14 protein-coding genes are annotated in these 16,824 nt (G+C 36.9%); 5 read left to right on the forward strand and 9 right to left on the reverse strand.

Translation table 11 applies throughout. The features are described from left to right. Positions 1–94: 94 nt before the first annotated feature. The 3 genes from IQ237_RS19610 to IQ237_RS19620 all read right to left on the reverse strand — a co-directional run bounded on the left by IQ237_RS19610 (position 95) and on the right by IQ237_RS19620 (position 8,007). A complete protein-coding gene (locus tag IQ237_RS19610; RefSeq protein ID WP_194058208.1) occupies positions 95–3,148 on the reverse strand; it encodes an ABC transporter transmembrane domain-containing protein in 3,054 nt (1,017 codons plus the stop codon). Positions 3,149–3,165: 17 nt separating this feature from the next. After that, positions 3,166–3,765: a helix-turn-helix domain-containing protein gene (locus IQ237_RS19615; protein ID WP_194058210.1), complete on the reverse strand. Its 600-nt coding sequence runs from the start codon at positions 3,763–3,765 to the stop codon at positions 3,166–3,168. A 1,716-nt stretch (positions 3,766–5,481) separates the two neighbouring features. Next, positions 5,482–8,007 carry a mannose-1-phosphate guanyltransferase gene (locus IQ237_RS19620; RefSeq protein WP_194058212.1) on the reverse strand — a complete coding sequence of 842 codons (2,526 nt, stop codon included), beginning with the start codon at positions 8,005–8,007 and terminating at the stop codon, positions 5,482–5,484. A 571-nt stretch (positions 8,008–8,578) separates the two neighbouring features. On the opposite strand from IQ237_RS19620, the gene IQ237_RS19625 reads away from it, so the two are divergent. Further along, positions 8,579–8,767, forward strand: coding sequence for a hypothetical protein (locus IQ237_RS19625; protein ID WP_194058214.1), 189 nt, complete (start codon positions 8,579–8,581; stop codon positions 8,765–8,767). Positions 8,768–8,919: 152 nt separating this feature from the next. Here IQ237_RS19625 and IQ237_RS19630 read toward each other — a convergent pair whose 3' ends face one another. After that, complete coding sequence (locus IQ237_RS19630) at positions 8,920–9,189, reverse strand: YciI family protein (RefSeq protein WP_194058216.1); 270 nt, start codon at positions 9,187–9,189, stop codon at positions 8,920–8,922. Between the two features lie 64 nt (positions 9,190–9,253). Between IQ237_RS19630 and IQ237_RS26740 the strand changes: the two genes are divergently transcribed. From IQ237_RS26740 to IQ237_RS19640, 3 genes are all read left to right on the forward strand, one after another. Beyond that, positions 9,254–9,382, forward strand: coding sequence for a hypothetical protein (locus IQ237_RS26740; protein WP_255512692.1), 129 nt, complete (start codon positions 9,254–9,256; stop codon positions 9,380–9,382). 44 nt (positions 9,383–9,426) lie between these two features. After that, positions 9,427–9,966, forward strand: a complete 540-nt coding sequence (locus IQ237_RS19635; RefSeq protein ID WP_194058218.1) for a Uma2 family endonuclease — start codon at positions 9,427–9,429, stop codon at positions 9,964–9,966. Between the two features lie 137 nt (positions 9,967–10,103). After that, complete coding sequence (locus tag IQ237_RS19640; protein WP_194058220.1) at positions 10,104–10,643, forward strand: Uma2 family endonuclease; 540 nt, start codon at positions 10,104–10,106, stop codon at positions 10,641–10,643. Between the two features lie 240 nt (positions 10,644–10,883). Here the strand turns inward: IQ237_RS19640 and IQ237_RS19645 are convergent, their stop codons facing one another. Both IQ237_RS19645 and IQ237_RS19650 read right to left on the reverse strand, forming a co-directional pair. Beyond that, the gene (locus IQ237_RS19645; protein WP_194058222.1) at positions 10,884–12,383 is read right to left on the reverse strand and encodes a pitrilysin family protein; all 1,500 of its coding nucleotides are present in this window, start codon (positions 12,381–12,383) and stop codon (positions 10,884–10,886) included. A gap of 127 nt (positions 12,384–12,510) precedes the next feature. Then, positions 12,511–14,118 carry a pitrilysin family protein gene (locus IQ237_RS19650; protein ID WP_194058224.1) on the reverse strand — a complete coding sequence of 536 codons (1,608 nt, stop codon included), beginning with the start codon at positions 14,116–14,118 and terminating at the stop codon, positions 12,511–12,513. A gap of 150 nt (positions 14,119–14,268) precedes the next feature. Between IQ237_RS19650 and IQ237_RS19655 the strand changes: the two genes are divergently transcribed. Beyond that, positions 14,269–14,883, forward strand: coding sequence for a TetR/AcrR family transcriptional regulator (locus IQ237_RS19655; RefSeq protein WP_194058226.1), 615 nt, complete (start codon positions 14,269–14,271; stop codon positions 14,881–14,883). Between the two features lie 81 nt (positions 14,884–14,964). Here IQ237_RS19655 and IQ237_RS19660 read toward each other — a convergent pair whose 3' ends face one another. From IQ237_RS19660 to IQ237_RS19670, 3 genes are all read right to left on the reverse strand, one after another. After that, positions 14,965–15,417, reverse strand: coding sequence for a DUF4332 domain-containing protein (locus IQ237_RS19660; RefSeq protein ID WP_194058228.1), 453 nt, complete (start codon positions 15,415–15,417; stop codon positions 14,965–14,967). A 213-nt stretch (positions 15,418–15,630) separates the two neighbouring features. Further along, a complete protein-coding gene (locus tag IQ237_RS19665; protein WP_194058230.1) occupies positions 15,631–16,428 on the reverse strand; it encodes a PhzF family phenazine biosynthesis protein in 798 nt (265 codons plus the stop codon). A gap of 66 nt (positions 16,429–16,494) precedes the next feature. Next, positions 16,495–16,704, reverse strand: a complete 210-nt coding sequence (locus IQ237_RS19670) for a Uma2 family endonuclease (RefSeq protein WP_309225785.1) — start codon at positions 16,702–16,704, stop codon at positions 16,495–16,497. Positions 16,705–16,824 lie beyond the last annotated feature (120 nt).

Genomic DNA, 16,824 nt, shown 5'->3' on the forward strand with positions numbered 1-16,824 from the left:
TGATTGGTGACTGGTGACTGGGAAGAAAATCAATAATTACCTGTTCCCTGTTCCCTATTCTCTTGTTACTGTCACCTGTCACCTATTTACTAATTTAACCTGTAGCTGCTAGTTGTTGTTGATTGAGATAGTAATAATGTCCTTTTTTAGCAATCAATTCTTCGTGAGTACCGCTTTCCACTAAAACACCGCGATCTAAAACTAAAATCAGGTCAGCATTACGCACGGTAGAAAGACGATGGGCAATAATTAAACTTGTGCGTCCTTTGAGGATTTTTTTGAGGTTGTTCTGAATAATTCTTTCAGATTCAGCATCAAGATGACTGGTAGCTTCATCTAATATTAAAAGGCGCGGATTTCCTAATAATGCACGTGCTATGGCTAGGCGTTGGCGTTGTCCTCCTGATAACATTCCTCCACCTTCTCCAATTTGGGTTTCATAACCCATTGGCATCCGTTTAATAAATTCATCTGCACCTGCTAATTGTGCTGCTTCAATAATTTCTTCTAGACTGGCTTCGGGGTGAGCAATGCTGATATTTTCCCGAATTGTACCACCAAATAAAAATGTTTCTTGGTCAACAACTCCTATTTGCGATCGCAAGGATTTTAAGGCAATACTAGTCACATCTTGATTGTCAATTAATACTCTACCATCTGTCGGCAGATATAACCCTAAAATCAATTTAGAAAGTGTGGTTTTTCCTGAGCCACTACGCCCAACTACCGCTACAGTTTGTTCAGGTTTAATTTCAAAACTTAAATTTTCTAGAATGTTAACCTCGCTGTCTGAATGATAGCGAAATGTCACATTATCAAAACAAATTCTTCCATGTAATCTTGGTAAATTTTGCCGGGGTTGTATTGCTAAATCTTCTTCTACTTCGGCTTCTAATACATCATTAATCCGCTCGGTAGAAACAATCACTTCTTGTAATTGATTCCATAACACAATTAACCTTTGAAAAGGCTGAATAATATTGCCTAATAACATATTAAAAGCCACTAATTGACCAATGGTTAATTGATTTTGAATCACTAACCATGCTCCAAACCACAATAAACCAGTAGTAGCTAGAGATTGAATTGTAGAACTAATAATTTGCAGTTGATTACCAATTATTTGAACTTGAAAATTTTTCTTGGTCAAGTTATTTAGCAATTCTTCCCAATGCCAACGCACTGTTTGTTCAATAGCCATTGAACGAATGGAAGAAATGCCAGATAAACTTTGAATTAAGTAACTATTTTCTTTAGTTACCGCACCAAAGACTTCACGGCTCATACGTCTTAAAAAAGGCGTAGCAAAAAGAGCTAAACAGACAAAAGGTGGGACAATTGCTAAAACTAATAAAGCCAAAGGTGGACTATACCAAAACATCAAACCCACATAGATAAACACGGTCAGCAAATCTAAAATAATAGATAATGCTTCGCCAGTAAGAAAGCGTTGAATTTTTTGATTTTCTTGGACGCGAGAAACAATATCACCGACGTAACGCGACTCAAAAAATGACAAAGGTAAACGAAATGTATGTTTAATAAATCCCACCAACAAAGCTACACTAATTTTATTGGCTGTGTGGTCTAATAAATATTGTCTGAGTCCATTGATGACAACACGAAATAAGCCAAAAATTAGTAAACCAAACCCCACGGTATTTAAAGTAATGGTGCTACCTTGAACAATGACTCTATCTAATAATAGTTGAGTAAATAAAGGTGTCACCAGTCCAAAAACTTGAATTAATACCGAAGCTACAAATACTTCTAGTAATACCTGAAAGTGAGGTTTAACTAACTCAAATAATTGCCAAAATGGTGTATTCGTTTCTGGGGTTTCTTTGAGTGATTTTGTCGGTTGTAATAACAACGCATAACCAGTCCAACCGGCTTTAAATTCCCCGATAGTGAGGGTGCGTTGACCAATAGCAGGATCAGCAACAATTACCTGTTTTTTGGTGATTTCATAGACAACAATGTAATGTTTTCCTTCCCAGTGGGCGATCGCTGGTAATGGTTGTTGTGCTAATTTATCTAAACTGGCTTTTACTGGACGAGTAGCAAAACCAATACTTTCAGCCGCAGTAGTTAAACTCCGCATAGATGCACCAGCACGGTTAACATTAGCAAGTTCCCGCAAGCGATTTATACTGAAATTTTTACCCCAATAACGGCTAATCATCACTAAGCAAGCTGCACCACAATCAGAAGCACTTTGTTGTTCAAAATATGGGTAGCGTTTGCTAATTTTGCGCCACCAATTACCGGCGGTGACAGTAGGACTAGGAAAGTATTTTTGGCGTTGTTTGGGGCGTTGTTTCGGTTGTGGTAGAGGTTGGTTTCTCGGTTGGGGAAATTGAATGACATTGAGATTTTTGGGTTTAACTTCGCGCTTGATCGGTTCGGTAATTGGTAGATTTTCTGCTGCAATTAATGTACTAAGTTGCGGCCAATGTTGTAGTGCTTGTTGCCAATCAGCTTGACGTAAAATGTAGACTATTGTTGGTTCCGTTGCTTGCCAATTTCCCTTTTGGGAATTTACAAAAATATTACCAGGTGTTAATTTTGTACCTTGAGGATTTTGTAATTCTCCCTGCCTTACTAACAACAGTTTAGCATCTTTAATGATTTGGGAATTGACATTACCAATATCTAAATTTTGTTTGGTAAATAAGGACAATGCTGTTAACATTTCCTCCACTGATTCATGGCGGGGTATAGCAGAGTTTTGGCTCAATAATAGCAGTGTATCCCAAAGTTCTGCCCTCAGGAATAGGCGCTCCCATACTGTCGCAATCTTATTAATTACCTCCTGGGGAAGATAACCTATTTTTAAATTCATAGAAGCTCTAGCTACATAATCGCTAAACTTCTGTTCGGGAAAAAGTGTCAACTCTCCAAAGAATGAACCAGATGTTAAAGTCGTAATTAAATTATTTTCACCATCTAATAGTCTGACTTTACCAGCCAAAACTAAATAAATTCCTGGTGCTGCGGTGGCTGATTGCCAAAATTGCTTGGCTATTGGTGGTTCAATAATTTCTAAGGCTTGAATACAATTTTCTAAGTCTTTTTTAGACAGAGAATCACCCAAAATTTGGGTAATTTGTGCGGTTAATTGTTCCTGAGAAAAAGTTGATGTCATTTTCTTACCTCCAAATTTTAGTTATTGGTCTGAATTAAATTAAATGACCAATTGAAACTAGGTTCGGAGTTAGATTGCAAATCGCAAATGGTGATATTAGCATCCTGATTTGGCAGATTTTTTTGTTGTTGGGAACTTTTGGATTTGGTAGAAAGTCCCATTTGTTTAAGCAAGCGATTAATGTGGCGATCGCTAATTTCAATTCCTAATTCATTGGCTAAATGTTTACTTAACCATTGGGCAGTCCAACATCCAAAAGCATAGCCATATTCACGAGGACTATGAGTTACCAATTCTTTCAATCTTTCAATATATTGATTATTAACTGTTTTCGGTCTACCTATCCTTCTTTCATTCCATTTATGAGCCATTCCTGCTTCAGCAATACCGATCCAATATCGTGCCATCTCCTGAGAACAACCAATAATTTCACAGATATGAGATTGAGATTTACCCATATCTGCTAACAAGATAATTTCAATCCGTCTGCGATATTCTGGTTGTAAATCAGTTTGCAAGTTTTTTAACAACGTCTTCCGTTGAAAAGGTGTTAAAAACCTACTTTCGTGTGCATCGTAAAGATCCAAAACTTGATTTTGATGAGAAGAGAATGACATAATTCTTACCAGTTGCCGAATACTGTAAAATTTGGGCTAATTTACCTCTTACATCTGTTGCTAAAATCCAGATGTAAAATTCATAAATCACTTCTAACTAACTAAATATTTATGATATTTATGACGTGCAGCTAAAGCTGGCTGAAAAAAAATATACAGTAAAACACCTTTAAATCTTTATAATTGATTAATTCATAATTAGTTTTGAATAGAGATTTAGATCCCAAGCAAAACCTGGCTGCTTAGAGAATTGTTAAATTATCAGCAGTCTTTTAATTATGAATTATGAATTAGTAATTACTAATTGTTTTTAATCCTGCAATGCAGGTTCATCCAGCACCTTGCAAAGATTTAAGTTAGTTAGGTTGTGATTACCCAATCAGATTAAATGTGTTCCACAAATTGCAGCCTACAAATCATTTTGTTCGGGACAGGAAGCTATTTATTTTTTAACACTAGCTTAATACTAGAATTTTCTCATCAGCAGATTTTCATAAATCTGAAATTGTTTCTCAGCCAAGTTATCAGCCAAGTTAAAAGACAATGCCAAATTTCTTCATACTTTGTCTTGAAATACTATTAGTCATGGCATAATTTCCCTACATATTCACGAAAGTTTTATGAAAGTTTATACAAGGGTAGATAGTCTTTATTGAATCTTTCTACTAATCTTACATCAAATTTATATTTTTTGATGCAATACTTTAGTTTGATGAAATTGCCAAAAATCGAATTATCAAGCACCTTAATCTAAAATATTTAAATTCTTCATTTAAATTCTTCAATTTTGCAAAAATATAAAAAATAAATATGTTTTCCTAAAAAATAGATAAACCTCTACCTATTGAAGTAAACATATATTCTATTACCATCGGAAATATACCAAATTTTTATCTATCTGTAGTATGATAATTTTCAATTAGATTTGTAACCTGTGACTAATAAGTAAACTGATTTAATAAATCTAACCTGCGATGAATAATGAAACAAAAAATATAGTGTACTAAGTAGGAAGTACACACCAATTTATTCCCTGATCCTTCCTGTTCCCTGTTCCCTAAAACAAAAAAAACTTTGTACCTCATGCTTCTTGGGAATAGCTATAAAAAAAAGAAGCTGTGTAATTTACCAGCTTCCATGATCGGTTAATAAATTGCCAATTGATGCAGTAGAGATAATCCTGTTTGGGAGAAATAGGATTACTATAAATGAAGTAGAAGTGTGATAAATCAAGGTGCTACACTCAAGGTACTATCAGCCATAAGGAAGATTTTACCGTAACTTTTCAATTTCCCAGTTTACTGTCATTGCTAAAGATGATCGTAAAAAACTAACATCTAAAATAGCCGGAGAATTTTGCTAACAATCTCAAATTTCGGGTTAGCCATTACCCAAATTTTTAATTGTTTAAACTGTTGGGAAAAAAGAACCACCAATAGTTACGCTTCATCTGTCTTGGTGTAAAAGGTAAACATTTGGTTGTTAGGATAAAGCCTAAAGGTAGGCTATTTCCACAGCTATTTGTGTTGTTATTGATAATTTATAGGATTTTACGGATGTATATTCGCCATTCTGGCAGAATCTTACACTGGCTTTGATAATTGATAATTGATAATTGATAATAGATCCCCGAATTGTTGAAGAAGTCGGGGATCTGGGTATGACGTTTTTTAAGGTTGAGTTACTGAGAAAATCCTGTACATTCTGATTCAGAAATCAAACTTCTGCGTAATGTTCCTGTTCTCGTTCTACAAAACTCTGGACACGGTTGCGATAGCTTCTCAAACTATCATCTACCCAATCACGATCGCTGCTGTTAACAAATAAATGCACCAACGGTTCACTAGCATCGGGTAAAACCAACACCCAACTATCATCATAAGGTTGACAAATTTTCACCCCATCAATTAATTCCAAATTTTGCGCGGGGTGAGTTTCCACCAAATAACGCATCAACGCTCCCTTAGCAGTCCAAGGACAACGAACGGTAGAAGTTCTGTGAATCACGCGGGGTAATTCAGCACGCACAGCAGCAAGCGATCGCTCTTGAATTGTCAGCATTTCAATCAACTTCGCAATGCAAAACATCGAATCAAAACCCGGATGCAAATGCGGGAAAATAAAACCAGTTTCCCCACTTCCCCCTAAAACCACATTGGGATTTTTTTGACAAGCTTCCATCAACGCTGTAGGATTCGCCTTAGTTCTAATTACCCTCCCATCATGACGACGTGCTACCTGTTCCACCGCACTAGAAGCATGAACCGGCACAACTACCGAACCTCTGGGATTAGATGTTAACATCATTTCCACCATCAACGCCGTCAACATTTCTCCCCGCACGGGATAACCAGACTCATCCACTAAAATCAACTGTTCCCCATTTGCTGACACCTGCACCCCAAAATTTGCCTTGAGTGCTTCCACCACATGACCTAACTGAGTTAACAAACCTTCCCTCGTAGTAGTCGTCATCGCGGTTTTATTCACACTGGCATTCAAAACCACCGCATCAGCACCAAACTTATCTAACATCTGCGGTAACACCGCCCCAGAAACCGCATAAACATAATCTATAACCACCTTTGCACGACTATTACGCAAAGTTTCCACATTCAAAAGCTTTTCAAAAGCAGTACAGTAACGTTCAATCACCTGACTAGGATATACCACATCACCTATTTCGTGACTTTGCGCCCTCCGCATATCTTCTTTAAAATACGCCCCCTCAATTTTCTTCTCTTGGGCTTTAGTAATATTAATTCCCTTTCCATCCATGAACTCAATCAGGATATAATCAGGACGATCCGGGTGTACCCGCACATGAATACCACCCGCTACCCCAATTTTGGGAATCACGGTTCTAGTAATAGGAATAGCTGTCGAATCCAGATTTTGCACATCCACACCTACCGACATCAACCCAGCAATGAGAGAACGAGTTACCATTCGTGACACATTCCGCTGATCACGGGAAACACTCACCTGAGAACCGGGTTTTAAAGTCGAACCATAGGCAGCACCCAATTTGACAGCAAATTCCGGGCTAATATCAATATTAGCTAAACCTTGTACCCCACGTTGACCAAATAAATTCCTTTGGGCAGTGTTACCCCAAATCAAATTAATGTTTAAAACAGCACCTGATTCAATTTTCTTACTTGGCCAAACTCTCACCCCAGGGCTAATTTGCGCCTCTTCTCCTATAGTAGAAAGCGAACCCACAACAGCAGCTTCTAATACATGAGCGCGGCGATCCACACGAGTACCACGGGAAATTACACAAGCTGATAATTGGGCTTCATCGCCTATAATTGCCCCATTCCAAACTATTGGACGTTTTAAATTGGCATCTGCGCCAATAGTCACATTATCACCAATTATAGTCCCATCCTCAATTTGCACTCTCGCCCCAATGCGGCAATTATCACCAATTATCGCCGGACTTTCAATTCTGGCACTGGGATCAATATAAGTATTTTGACCTACCCACACCCCAGAAGAAACTTCTGGATATGCAAACTCTAGTTTTACCTTCCTAGCTAAAGCATCATATTGCGCTTCCCGATAAGCATCTAAATGACCAACATCACACCAATATCCTTGAGCAATATAACCATAAATTGGTTCATTTTTCGCCAATAGTAAAGGAAATAAATCTTTAGAAAAATCAGATTCAGTATGTTCTGGTAAATATTCCAAAACTTCTGGTTCTAAAATATATGTGCCAGTATTCACAGTATCAGAAAAAATTTCACTAGTGGAAGGTTTTTCTAAGAATCGGTTGATACGTCCTTCTTCATCTGTAATTACTACCCCAAATTCAATCGGGTTAGGAACACGGGTTAAAATTAAAGTTGCTTTAGATTGTTTTTGTTTGTGAAATTCAATAGCTGCCGTCAGGTCAAAATCTGTGATACTATCACCGCTAATCACTAAAAAAGTTTCATCCAAAAGTTCAGCAATATTTTTCACACAGCCAGCCGTTCCTAAAGGTTGGTCTTCTTCGATAGAATATGTCATTTGTACGCCAAAATCGCTACCATCTTGGAAGTAATCGCGGAGGACATCGGGTAAATAGTGTAATGTGGCAATTATTTCTGTAATGTTATGCCGTTTGAGAAGATTGATAATATGTTCTGCAATGGGTCGGTTTAATATCGGCACCATTGGTTTGGGTAGATCGCAAGTTAAAGGACGTAATCTTGTCCCTGAACCACCTGCCATTAGCACTGCACGCATAAATCCTCCTAATTACAGCCTTGGCTGCATCGAGATTCGTTATAAAAATTGGTTCTTCTTTATTTAGTCTCCTATGAATATTGATCTTTGAGGAACTTCCACAAGAAACATTTGATAAAAATTAAGTAAATCGACGCTTAAAATTATGTAAATAGTATTATTACAGCCCCGTATTTACATTACCCTTGTTATATTTAACATAGCTGTAAATTTTACCTACATCTTCCTATAAACTGCTGCTAATTCAGAAAAATCAACTAACAACCAAAACTCAGTGTTCTGGATTTATTAGTAGCACTGGACATAATATACAAAAGTAATATAAATTTACATATACTTCTATATTTTTATTAACAATCTCTATAAACACCTCTATGTTGGCATTGACTACCAAGCCGCATTCTGGAATACTATTCTTAACTAACATCAAGACATTGCAAAGTTAAGAGTCAATTTTTACCTGCACCAACAGCTAAAAACTTTGAAAAACTGTATTTTGGTAAGCAACTCTCTGCAATGCTTGTGACTTTTGATGCACAATTTTCTGCATTTACCATAGGAGTAGATTGTAATGGAATTAATTATTATTGGTTTGATTGTGACTTATGTATTTGGTGGATTAAAGTTTTGGTTGGGTTTTAAGAAGACTCATTTTACACAAACTTTCCTCAATCGCATTGGTTTTAGTTTATTATGGCCAGTTTTGTTTATAGCTAATTCATCCTATCGACGCAATTTTAGAAGAGCATTAAGAGATTAATTCATAATTCGTAAACAAGGGAATAGGTGACAGGTGATACAATTTTGGATTTTGGATTTTGGATTTTGGATTGTTTTTGTTAACTCCAATCTAAAATCTAAAATCTAAAATCTAAAATCATTCTGACTCCTCCTGCAATTATGAATTATGAATTAAAAAACTTGAATCCACTCTTTAATAGAATACTCTGTCCAGATGCCATTTTGCCAATAAGGATCAGCTTCCACTAACTGACGGACAGTTTCTTCATTTTCCGCTTCATAAATACCAAAAACTTTGGTGACATCTTTAGTCGGACCCAGGGTAATTAAAATTCCTGCTTCTTTTTGTTTTGCTAGTCCTTCTAAATGTGCTGGTCGGTAGGGTTCACGTTTGGTTAGTACGTCTTCGCAGTAGCTTCCCCACATTACGTATTTTGGCATGGTGTTGTGATTTTTATAATTGGTGAAATATCTATTTTAGATGTATTGGGAATTGTAGTCAATTATGATGAGGAGATATGAAGAAAATGATCCTGATTTTGATGAAAAAGTACAAGCAGCTATTCGTGAAAAAATAGAAATAGATGCTCCCAAATATACACTAGGAATATTCTACTATTTACCAAAAATTTAGATTATAATATTAACATTGCCTCAGTATTTCAGGAGCAAACCATCATGTCTTTAACTGTGAAAGAACTAGAAGAAATACAGATAGCATATCCAGATTATCGCATAGAATTAGTAGATGGGAGTATTATTATTATGAGTCCGTCGGGTTATGAACCAGAAGAAGTAGGTACTGAGTTTGCGCGAATTTTGGGAAACTGGGTTAGACCTCGTAAACTAGGCCGTGTAGTGGGTTCGAGTGCGGGTTTTAAATTACCAAATTCTGATTTACGTGCGCCCGATGTTTCTTTTGTTCGTGCTGAGAGATTGAAAATATCAACAGAAGATTATGCAGAATTAGTTCCTGATTTGGTAGTGGAAGTAAAATCTAAAACTGATTCTATAGATAAACTGAGAGAAAAGATTCAAGAATTTATTAAATTAGGTTCACAAGTGGGAATTTTAATTAATCCTAAAACGAGAACCTTAGAAGTTTCTCGTGATGGTGAAACAGTTATTTTAAAAGATGGTGATATTTTAACACTTCCTGATTTATTACCTGGTTTTGAAGTGGTAATTTCAGAAATTTGGCCTCCTGTTTTTGAGTAGTTTCGATAATTAGGGGTTGCTAAATAGAATTAGTAATATCATCTTTAACTTAAAATTGAACACATCAGTTATAATCAAATATAACAATACACAAAAATCAGCAGAGTATTTCCGTAGTATTTCAGGAGAAAATTATCATGTCTTTAACCGTGAAAGAACTAGAAGAAATACAGATAGCATATCCAGATTATCGCATAGAATTAGTAGATGGGAGTATCATTATTATGAGTCCGTCGGGTTATGAACCAGAAGAAGTAGGTACTGAGTTTGCATCTTTGTTAAGAAACTGGGTTAGACCTCGTAAACTAGGCCGTGTAGTGGGTTCGAGTGCGGGTTTTAAATTACCAAATTCTGATTTACGTGCGCCCGATGTTTCTTTTGTTCGTGCTGAGAGATTGAAAATATCAACAGAAGATTATGCGGAATTAGTTCCTGATTTGGTAGTGGAAGTAAAATCTAAAACTGATTCTATAGATAAACTGAGAGAAAAGATTCAAGAATTTATTAAATTAGGTTCACAAGTGGGAATTTTAATTAATCCTAAAACGAGAACCTTAGAAGTTTCTCGAAATGGTGAAACAGTGATTTTCAAAGATGGTGATATTTTAACACTTCCTGATTTATTACCTGGTTTTGAAGTGATAATTTCAGAAATTTGGCCTCCTGTGTTTGAGTAGTTTCGATAATTAGGGTTATTTTCTACTGATACCATAATCACCTTACCTAGTATTGGCAACTACTATTAATTACTATGATATCACAAAAATATTGATGATAACGGAAATTGGCAATTAGTAAATAGAAAACAATTACCAATTACCAATTACCAATTACCAATTACCAAGTTTTAACTTCTCAAACTCACACCAAACAGTATTGAACTGCAAATAGGTTGATTTTTGTGTTGATTTTTGTGTTTATTTCTGTGCTTGGGTTTGAGAACTGGGAATAGTAACATCTATTGGTGTCACTGTAGCTGCTAACTGAGTTAATGGTGGTTTAATAGCGGTTTGATTTCCCACTACTAGGGTAACTAAATTTTCTGGTTTGAGGTATTTTCTGGCTACTCTTTGTACATCTGCTGTTGTGGTTGCAGTGACAGCTTTTTGATAACGAAACAGAAAATCAGCGGGATATCCATAATATTCGTAGCGCATTAATCGAGATAAAGTTTGACTGGGATCTTGAAAATTGAATACAAAAGAATTGAGGGTAGATTCTTTGGCATAATTTAATTCTTTTGCTGTCACCCTTTGATTTTGCATCCGATTAATTTCCGCTTTCAATGCTTTCACAAACTGTACTGTAGCATCAGAACGAGTTTGTCCCCCAGCAATAAACATTCCTGGATAATCGAAACGGGGACTCCAGACACCATATACAGAATAAGCTAAACCTTGACGCGATCGCACTTCATTAAATAATCTTCCCCCAAATCCATTTAATACCCCATTCATGACACTTAATGCAGCATAATCAGGATTATCGAAAGTTCCGCCTAAATGTCCAATGAGAATATTACTTTGTGTGAGTTGGGGTTGATTAACAAAAAATACACCACCTAAATTAGCTGATGATACTTGCGGTAGTTGAGTTGTAGAAATATTAGGGTTAGGTTTCCAGTCACCAAACTTAGCTTGAATGAGCGATCGCATTTGTTTGGGGTTAAAATCTCCCACAATTCCCAAAATCATATTATTGGGATAATAATATTGTTGGTAGAATTTAACCACATCTTCACGGTTAATTTGATCCAGAGTTGCATATTCTACCGTGCGAGAGTATGGGCTTTCTTGACCATAGATTAATTTTCTAAACTCCCGACTAGCAATATCATCTGGATCATCATTGCGACGAGCAATACTACCCTTAACTTGAGTTTTAATCAAATCTAACTTTTCTTGAGCAAAAGCTGGTTCTCGCAACACCTCAGCAAACAGCCCAAAAACTGTTTCTAAATCTTCAGTCAAACTATCAAAACTAGCACTACCAGCAGCTTCGCTAATATCAGTTTCTACAGAAGCTGCTCGTTGTTCCAAAATCTCATTTAATTGATCTGGAGAATGTTTGAGAGTGCCACCAGTTCGCATCAGTGAACCAACAACATCCGCTAACCCAACTTTATCACCTGATTCCCAACGGCTACCAGTTTTAACCAGAGTTGTGCCACTGACTAAAGGTAACTCATGATCCTCCATTAAATAGACAACCAAACCGTTATCCAAAACAAACCGTTCATATTTCGGTAATTTAATTTCCGACAAAGGAGTAAACTGTAAATCTGAGTAATGCTTTGCTGCTGCTGTCGCTACCCAAGAAAAATTAAAAGTCAGCAGAAAAGCAATCACCAAAGCGGAAATAAACCGCCAACTCTTAGAAAACTTCAATGAAAATTTCAATTTCTTACCCTTCACCATTTTTGTATTTCTATCCTCTATTTTTTTTAGGGAACAGGGAACAGGGAACAGGGAACAGGGAGCAAGGGGGAAAATACCTCTTCCCTATTTCTTCTGTCACCTGTCACCTGTCACCTGTCACCTATCTCTATCCTTGCTTTGACAACAACTTACCCACAGTGCGATTTTCCGGGGTAAAAGTTGCCTGTGCTACCCGTTGAATATCCGCAGGTGTAACTTGAGTAATATCATCCAATTGTTTAAACAAATTCCGCCAAGAGCCGGTTTTGACTTCATATTCCAATAATTGCTGCGCCATACCCATATTAGAATCTAAACTGCGTAATAAACCTGCTCTAGCTTGAGTTTTCACCCGCTGTAATTCTGTTGCTGATACAGGTTCAGTTTTCAATTTTTCAATTTCTTTACCCAGGGCGATCGCTAATTCATCTACTGTATGTCCTGGTGCTGTCAGGGCATAAAATAACATTAAATTTCCATATTTATCACCAGGAAAACCGCTCAGACCTTGAGCAGCTAAAGCTAACCTTTGTTTTTCTATCAAAGACTTATAAAGTCTGGAAGTGCGTCCATCACTTAATAAACTGGCCATGATGTCATAAACGGCATTATCAGGATCAGTGATAGCGGGACGGTGATAACCTTCAAAATACCAAGGTTGAGAAGATAGCTCTACGGTAATTTCTCTGGGTTCGGTTTGTTTTGGTTCTAGAGGAATTTTTGCCTGTGCTTTGGGTCTAGACTGATAACGTCCAAAGTAAATTTTGGCTAATCTTTTCACCTCATCCGGGTTAACATCACCGACAACAGCAATGGTTAAATTACTGGGAACATAATAATTATCAAAAAATTGTTTGACATTTGCTGGTGAAAGATTACGGATATCTTCGTCATAACCTATTACCGGTCTTCTGTAGGGATGGACTTTAAAAGCAGTATCCATAAATTTTTCTACCATGAAACCGACAGGAGAATTTTCCACTCGCATCCGTCGTTCTTCTAAAATTACATCTCTTTCTTTATAAAACTCCCGAAAAACAGGTTCTAAAAATCGCTCTGACTCCAAAGACATCCACAGTTCCAATTTATTAGCGGGAAAACTGTAAAAATAACGAGTAGCTTCACTAGAAGTAGTAGCATTTAAACCTACACCTCCCGCTTGCTCAACAATTTTACCCATTTCGTTTTGCTTAACCAACTTCTGAGCCTGATTTTCTAATGATTTAAACTCAGTTTGTAGCTTTGCTAAGTCTTCTGTTTTATTTTGAGCTTTGGCGGTTTTAATTTGCTGATCTAATTGTTCTAACTGGTTTAATAATGGTTTTTCGGCTAGATAGTCTGTTGTACCAATGCGTTTTGTACCTTTAAAAGCCAAATGCTCTAAAAAATGCGCTACCCCTGTTTGGCCATCAGGTTCATCTATACCACCAACATCAGCATAGGTGACAAAGGAAACTACGGGGGCTTGATGTCGTTCTAAAACTATGAATTTCAGCCCATTATCGAGGGTAAATTCTGTTAACTCCTTCACCACCCGATCTAAATAAGGTTGAATGGAAGTTTGCTGGGGTTGCAGTGCTAAAGCTGCTTGGGGAGTTAAACCGCAACCAAATATTAACAGCGCCAAAGCCACTGCTAACAGACGGCTAAGATTATTCTGAACAGGTGATTTATTAGTTTTATCCCTTAACCAATCTAAAATCCAAAATCTAAAATCCAAAATCAAATGTTTCATAGCAAAAATTAAAGTAAATTTACACTTCTTGAGAATTAGGTTAATTAGCAAGCAGAGAGTTAATCTTATATTAAGCTTTCTGCGCTTTTTGGATTTGATGTTAGACAATATTGCTACAAGTCGTGTTCCTGAGATATAGCAATAACTACTATGCGAGTTTTTAATTCTCCCCCTCCCTCAGAAGCTCAAACCCGTGATCGCATTCTTCAGGCGGCACAGCGGTTATTTGCATCTCAGGGATTTGATGGTACTACAACCCGTGACTTAGCACAGGCCGCAGGGGTAGCTGAGGGTACGCTCTTTCGTCATTTTGCCAATAAAAAGGCAATTTTGGTAGAGGTGGCGACAAATGGCTGGGTGGAAATTCTCACAGATTTGTTGACAGAATTGAGTGAAATGGGTAGTTATAAGGCTGTAGCCCAGGTAATGCGCCGCAGAATGTGGAATATGCGGAAAAATGTGGACATGATGCGAGTTTGTTTCATGGAAGTGCAGTTTCATCAAGATTTGCGCGATCGCATTCAAATCGAAGTCATTGATAAAATGACAGATGTGGCAGAAGCATTTTTTCAAACGGCAATGGATAAAGGAATCTATCGCCGGATGGATGCGAAATTAGTGGCTAAGGTGTTTTTGGGAATGTTTGCGATCGCAGGTTTTTCTGATAATACTCTCATCGAACCCAACGCATCACCCCAAGAAATGCAACAGATGGCTGAAGGTTTGGCTGATATTTTCTTAAATGGTGTGTTAATTAAAGAGTAGGTGACAGGTGACAGGTGACAGGTGACAGGTGACAGTTCAGAGGAAATAGGGAATAGGGAATAATTATTTACCAATTACCAATTACCAATTACCAATTACTTTTGCTTGTTGACTCCATTGTTGCACCAATTCCACAGCCGGACATAAATCACGTCGTTGTAAAGTTGCTACTTGCAAACGCATAATTTGTTGATGTAATTTATGGCTATGAATTTCCGCCAATTGCACAACAGAAATTACGCCAGCATGAAGCAATAAACCACAATATTGAGTACCCACACTGGGAAGACGTGCCAGATCAGCTAAAGCCACCCATTTATGAACATATTGAAGATTAACTTGTAATTTACTTGCTAATGCAAGTTTAGCTGCTGGTGTTTTCCCTTGTTTAACTAAATCCAGTGTAGTTTTAATATCACAACTTTGCAATTTTAAAAGTTCATCTGGACTTAATCCTGGTAAATTTTCAATCGGCCAGTCACAAGGTTTCAAGACACTTTTATTACTTTTAATCTTTATCTGTTTAGTAGACATTGGGTAATTGGTAATTGGTAATTGGTAATTGGTAATTGGTAAGTAAGTAGGCTTAATTAATTGTTAGATAGTGGAACAGGCTTCTAGCCTGTTGACGGGCAAGATGCCCATCCCACATTTTATATTTAATTGTAACCAGCTACTTAATGGGTAATTGGTAATTGGTAATTATTCATTATTCCCTTTTTACTGTCATCTGTCACCTATCACCTATCACCTATCACCTAATAAATCACCACGCATTACAGTTATAGCTTGTCCTGCTAAAAAAACGCGATTTGCACCAGGATAATAAACCTTTACCACTCCACCACGACGAGAAGCTTGATAAGCTAAAAACTCATCTTTTTTTAACCTTTCACGCCAAAATGGTGCTAAACAACAATGTGCAGCACCAGTTACCGGATCTTCATCAATACCCAACCCAGGGGCAAAAAACCGCGATACAAAATCATATTCTGAATCATCTATACTGGTAACAATTACATTAGCAACTGGTAATTTTTTCATTTGTTGAAAATTCGGCTGCATTTCTCGCACTAATTCCGCAGATGCAACTTCTACTAAATAACCTAGAGAATTAAGGTAAACTGATTTATAATCTATTCCTAAAACTTCACTTAGCTCTGATGGTGGTTCTATGATTTGGGAATAATTTACAGGAAAATCTAATTCAATCCAATCATCTTTTTTCTGAGCGATTAATAAACCACTTTTAGTATAGAAACGGGCTTCTTTATCTGGTGATAAATGACCTTCTGACCATAATACATGGGCGCTGGCTAAAGTGGCATGACCACAAAGGGGAACTTCTACCGATGGGGTAAACCAACGTAGATTAAAACCGTCATTTTCTTTAATTAAAAAAGCCGTTTCTGATAAATTCATTTCTTGGGCGACTTGTTGCATCCAGTCGTCAGGTTGGGGAGTTGCTAATACACAAACTGCGGCGGGGTTGCCTGTAAATAGTGTATTGGTAAAAGCATCAACTTGGGTGATTTTTTGGGTCATGTTTTGGCTGATAATGAGATTATTTGCATAATATCATTAATTGATGGTTACAGCAGAAATTGAAGCTTATCGCCTGGGAAAATTAACATCTTCATAAACATCAGTTAAAAGACATTGAAAATTTATGCTTGTTAACTCTAATTGTTGATTTCCTCTATAAATATAAAGCTCCCATCTTCCTTGATTATTGCGACGAAAACAATCTACTCTTTGACGATTTTGGCTAACTAAAACATATTCTTGTAATGTTTCTAATTCTTGATAGTCAATAGACATATCCGAAAAAGAATCAAATTATGGTATAACAGGATAAAATCGTGTACCTACCCTGAGATTATGAGCAACATAGTTGAGTACATTCATAACAATCCTGAAGAATCACAACGGTTATTAGGG

Origin of the sequence: Sphaerospermopsis sp. LEGE 08334 (genome assembly GCF_015207205.1) — a bacterium.
Classification (GTDB): domain Bacteria; phylum Cyanobacteriota; class Cyanobacteriia; order Cyanobacteriales; family Nostocaceae; genus Sphaerospermopsis.